The 4,452-nt window shown below is 42.7% G+C and carries 9 protein-coding genes; 2 read left to right on the top strand and 7 right to left on the bottom strand.

The annotated features are described in order from the left end of the window. Positions 1-135: 135 nt before the first annotated feature. From LC605_RS31230 to LC605_RS31200, 7 genes are all read right to left on the bottom strand, one after another. The gene (locus LC605_RS31230; protein ID WP_229551282.1) at positions 136-954 is read right to left on the bottom strand and encodes a hypothetical protein; all 819 of its coding nucleotides are present in this window, start codon (positions 952-954) and stop codon (positions 136-138) included. Between the two features lie 46 nt (positions 955-1,000). Continuing rightward, positions 1,001-1,390 (bottom strand): hypothetical protein, encoded by a 390-nt coding sequence (locus LC605_RS31225; RefSeq protein ID WP_229551281.1) that lies wholly within the window; start codon positions 1,388-1,390, stop codon positions 1,001-1,003. Positions 1,391-1,407: 17 nt separating this feature from the next. Then, positions 1,408-1,611, bottom strand: a complete 204-nt coding sequence (locus tag LC605_RS31220) for a hypothetical protein (protein WP_229551280.1) — start codon at positions 1,609-1,611, stop codon at positions 1,408-1,410. Further along, positions 1,604-1,930, bottom strand: a complete 327-nt coding sequence (locus LC605_RS31215; protein ID WP_229551279.1) for a hypothetical protein — start codon at positions 1,928-1,930, stop codon at positions 1,604-1,606. The genes LC605_RS31220 and LC605_RS31215 overlap by 8 nt, the downstream gene beginning before the upstream one ends. Before the next feature lie 88 nt (positions 1,931-2,018). Further along, positions 2,019-2,837, bottom strand: a complete 819-nt coding sequence (locus tag LC605_RS31210) for a hypothetical protein (protein WP_229551278.1) — start codon at positions 2,835-2,837, stop codon at positions 2,019-2,021. Positions 2,838-3,038: 201 nt separating this feature from the next. Further along, positions 3,039-3,362, bottom strand: a complete 324-nt coding sequence (locus LC605_RS31205; RefSeq protein ID WP_229551277.1) for a helix-turn-helix transcriptional regulator — start codon at positions 3,360-3,362, stop codon at positions 3,039-3,041. 329 nt (positions 3,363-3,691) lie between these two features. Further along, entirely contained in the window at positions 3,692-3,850 is a 159-nt protein-coding gene (locus LC605_RS31200) for a hypothetical protein (RefSeq protein ID WP_229551276.1), read from the bottom strand. Positions 3,851-3,873: 23 nt separating this feature from the next. Here LC605_RS31200 and LC605_RS31195 point away from each other — a divergent pair, with 23 nt between their 5' ends. Both LC605_RS31195 and LC605_RS31190 read left to right on the top strand, forming a co-directional pair. Next, on the top strand, positions 3,874-4,101 hold the full coding sequence (locus LC605_RS31195; RefSeq protein ID WP_229551275.1) for a hypothetical protein: 228 nt from the start codon (positions 3,874-3,876) through the stop codon (positions 4,099-4,101). Between the two features lie 101 nt (positions 4,102-4,202). Next, positions 4,203-4,382, top strand: a complete 180-nt coding sequence (locus LC605_RS31190) for a hypothetical protein (RefSeq protein ID WP_229551274.1) — start codon at positions 4,203-4,205, stop codon at positions 4,380-4,382. Positions 4,383-4,452 lie beyond the last annotated feature (70 nt).

Raw genomic sequence — 4,452 nt, 5'->3', positions numbered from 1 at the left:
TGCATGGGGTATTAATTTTGAATTTTGAATTGATAATTTTGAATTCGAGCGAAGCGAGTGACTTTCATGGTTTAATTCCTATCTGATTAATTCAGGATTCAGAAATAAAACTTCTTCTGAATCCTGATAACTGAATTACACTGCCCCAGTTTTCACCGCTTGCACCTGTTGCATCCATGCGCTGATTGCACATAATTCATCAGCACCATTAGCAACAGCATTAATCACTTCTTTTTGATAAGAAGATTCCGCTTGATTTGGATGCTCACACTTATCAGATGCCCAAGCCAAACACATTGTTTTTATCAGTTCATCAATCTTGCTGGTATCTAGCTGACTAGGATTACTAACATTTTGAAATTCCAACCACTCTCTGACCAAATCGAGGGGATAATCAAGCAAGGTACGAATCTGCTTTACTCGTAAGTCTTGTGTGTGTACTGCTTGAGGAACTACGCTAAGTTTTGGTGTGGATGAAGTGCCATTTAAGCGAAATTGAATGTCATGAATGATAGTTGCCCAGTCAGCATCTTTATCCCATTCTCTGCGAATACGTACACGCGTTACTGCATCATAAAGCCGACAAAACACCACATTTTCTTCCCCAGCAGCAACAGAAATGATTAGCGGTTTATCAAAATCTGGAATTTGGGATGCAGCTAAAAGAAAGCTTTTGGCGAAATTGGTTTCTATGCCAGTTCTGACAATGTAGATTTCATCGGCTCTGACAACAATATCTAACTTAATGTTGTCCTTACCTTTAAATTCTTTGGTCGTCAATCTCAGTTCTGATATGTAACCAGTAAGCCCTCTTTCTAGAACAGGAATCGTTTTATCCTTATCCACATCGTAGTGATACCAGAGATAGGATTCACCACTTAACTCGCCGTTTTTGACGTAGAGATAAATCGGTGATGGTGGGTGGCATAAACCTAATTTAATTTCAGTAGTCATGTTTTTTTGGTGGTGATAATTAGTGGTTTGTAGTATCATCTGCTTTCTAAACAGAATCTTGCTGATTGCGGTCTAACTCCCATTGCAAATAAGTAAGCGCAGTTTGAGCATCGGCAATGTTTAAATCTGGCTGATATCCCAACTCCAGCAATTGCTTGTAGTCGGGATGCCAAGCAATAAGAGATATCAGGGCTTGAGCTTGTTCAAGTAATTGGCTGAGATTGGGATTAGACATTTCAAAGCCGAGTCTGGAACAGAAATCTCTGGCTTTCACCCCGATGGTTCCTGGTTCAATTTCCGTTTCTAACTCTTGAAGTAGAGATTGAAAACTAGGATGTTCATCGTTAATTTCAATCTCAAATAAACCTGCGCTCTGTGTAACGATAGTTGCCCAATAGGGTAAAGTTTGTGGAATGGTTTTCGCGTAAAGTTTCATGATTTTCTCCTTTGGAATTAAAAGTCCTCAGCTATCTCCAACAGAAAACCGCATCCAGTGTTTTGCACTTGCACCAGTTCTTTATCTAGCAGTGTTTGAATGACTGAATTGGAGACTTGGAATTGGAGAGAGTGTAACGGAACACAACCGCCACAAAGCTGAAGTAAACGCAGTAAATGGTTGGCTCTTCGGTCAAAGTTGCTGTCAACCGTTTTAGGCATTTGTGAAACCTCCAGTCATTGCGGCTAACTGTTGTTGCAGAATGACAATTTGACGTTGGTAAAACTCAATCTCTGCGGTGATTTGTGAGACTAATTCCTGCGGGGATAGCGTTTGAATTTGATTCTCTTCAAAGTGAAATAGTTCGTCAGAATTTTTCCGAGACATCAGCGCATAGCGCCAACCATGACCAAATTGTTCAGCCAGTTCTGTACCGTTTGGATAGTAGTGAAGCCCCAGAATGATGCCTTGTTTTGTGCGCTGATTCAAAGCAAAGCGCGGATATTCCCAGTGTTTGGGTATCGTGATTGTTGGTTGCATTGATTTATGATTGGTAATGAAGTGGTGGGCGATCGCTGTTGGTCATGTCTGTCGAGCAATCGCCTTGTGTGTGAGAATTACGCTACTACTAGTTCAAAAACTCGTTTATACTCCCGTAAATACTGCTATTGTTCGGGGTTAACATCTCAAATCGGCGGTTTAACAATTCTGTATGGCGTGGGGTTTGTGCGACTGCTAACTGCCAAACAGCAACAAGCACAGACTGACAGGCGACGCGCTCCTGCTCTGTAGCACCCACTACCCACCAAGTACCGCCACTGAATCCGACTTCGCCCAGTTTCACGTCGTTGTTGTAAATGCCATCGCCCACTATTTCAAAGCCGTACTTCTGGCACTCGTTGAAAATCTCCGCCATGATTGCGTTTTCAGTAGGGCAAGGTGTGTCTGTAGCGTTTTGCTCTTGTACTGGTAGTGTGCCGTCTTTGTAATGTGAGCAGATGTAATGGTGACAAAGTATGTTCGTGGAAGCACGGTGGATTTCCTTGTCGTTCACCATCACCACCCAAGGTCGCGTTAGGTCGTTATCGTAATGGATTGCGGCGATCAACTTATCCCCAGCGTAGTATTCGTGGTCGTAGAAGGAGATTTCGATGGGTGTCAGTGGTATCGAGGCAGGGGAGACGAATTGCTCAGGGTGGGCGGATTGGTGAGCGATGATTGCGTTTATCCATGCGTCCTTGCAGCGTTTGTCTGCAACTTCGACTGTACAAGCGATTTCGCTGTAGATTTGCTTCAGGCGTGCTATGGATTTGTGTTGTAGCCGTTGTTGACTGTAGATAGTGTGTGTCATGATAAGAATTACTCCATCTTGATGGTGGGTGTTTAAAAAGGCGATCGCTAAGTTTTCCAGACCTGGGCGGTCGCCTTTGCTTTTGTGTTTAGACAAAGTTGTGGTTTAGCACAACGTTCTGAACTCGATTAAGCGTAGCTTTAGATTTCTTGCTCAAAGCCAGTGGCTAGGAGCGTAAATTGTCAATAAGGAAATTAAGTACTCACTTTTGTTGTCAAGATTTTTGACGTTGGGCGTTTCTAGATACTTCTTCCCTCGCTTCACAATTGATATTTTAGTCTACCTTGGTTGCCAATGTCAACTATTATAGACAGAAAAAGCATAGATTTTTACTAGCTCTTTGACAGGTATAGATAAGCTTTCACTAATACCACGAGCTATTTCTAAAGAGATAATTGAGTACTTTCCGGTTAAAAGCTTACTAAGATTTTGGTGGCTACAAGAAATATTCCTTGTCTGTAAAGCTTGTGCCAAGTCTCTTACAGACATATTATTATGTTGTTGCATTGCATTTTTGACTGTGGCAATTTTTTCGGAATTCCACCGGACGTAAGCCACGTCATTAATATCTACGGCCATGATTGGGATTTCCTTATTGCCTACCACGGTTGACAAACTCATTCTAAATGTCTACCATAGTTTACGTCAACATAGACAAGCGATCACTAGAGAAGTGACCGCTCGTTTGCCATGCGAAGAAAAATCAATCAAGCTATTTAAAAATATTTACAGGTAACAAAGGGGTTTAACGGTGACAGGCCTACAACTTTTACCCTCAAAAGCCCAAGTTTCGTATAGTACATATGTATGATGCGTAAGTCCTATGAACTTGTGACAGTTAGGGTGCGGAATGTGGGTTATTACTCAGTTTCAATTCATGGAGAGCGATCGCTCGACTCCTTCTCAATCCCCAGCCTCTACAGGTACGATCACTTTGGCATCACCCAACCTTACTCTCGCCCCCGACTTTCGACCTCCACCAGTTCCCCACCTCTGTTGGCAATTCCTCCACTAGTGCGATCGCCTTGAGCAAGCCGTATAATCGCAAAAGTTAAAGCGATCGCCCCGGCAAAGACGCGATCGCTCCCACCTTTCGGCAGTTCCGCCAAATACACTTGGAGGCAAACTTATTATGAATGCAGAACAAGAAAAAAGGGAATACGTTTTGAATGCGATCGCAAGTTATCCTAGTCAAGCACAGGCAGCGATCGCTTTGGGGACAAGTCCCAAGGTAGTGTCTCACTGGAATACGAACAAATCACAGCCTAGAGAACTGGCTGTTAGAGTAATTCAATTACTAGACGTTCTTAAGCAAGCAGGTATTGAGGCACCGCCGCCACTAAAATTTGAAAGTTTCTAGCCACGATTTACTTTAGTGGATTGACCCGCCCCGTGCGGGTTTTCTAGTATTAGGGTGTGAACGATTTCTGAACGATTCTTGAACCGAGTCAAATTTCATTCATGCAAGCAGCAGAATTCAATCAGACTAAAACGCGATCGCTCTCGATTGGAGACGAGACAGAACTAAGCAGAAAACAAGCAGAACAACTGCTTGGTGTTGGGACAACAACTTGTTATAGATACCAATACCTTTGCCAAAATAAGAGCCTAGACAAATTTTGGCAAAACTGGCAAAATTAGTCGTACATAGGCGTTTCACTGAAAAGGGAGTTTTGAATCTGAAACCCTTGTGCTGCCGTTAATACGCTAA

Origin of the sequence: Nostoc sp. CHAB 5836 (genome assembly GCF_020829445.1) — a bacterium.
Lineage (GTDB): Bacteria > Cyanobacteriota > Cyanobacteriia > Cyanobacteriales > Nostocaceae > Nostoc.
This window is presented reverse-complemented; position numbering and strand designations above follow the sequence as displayed.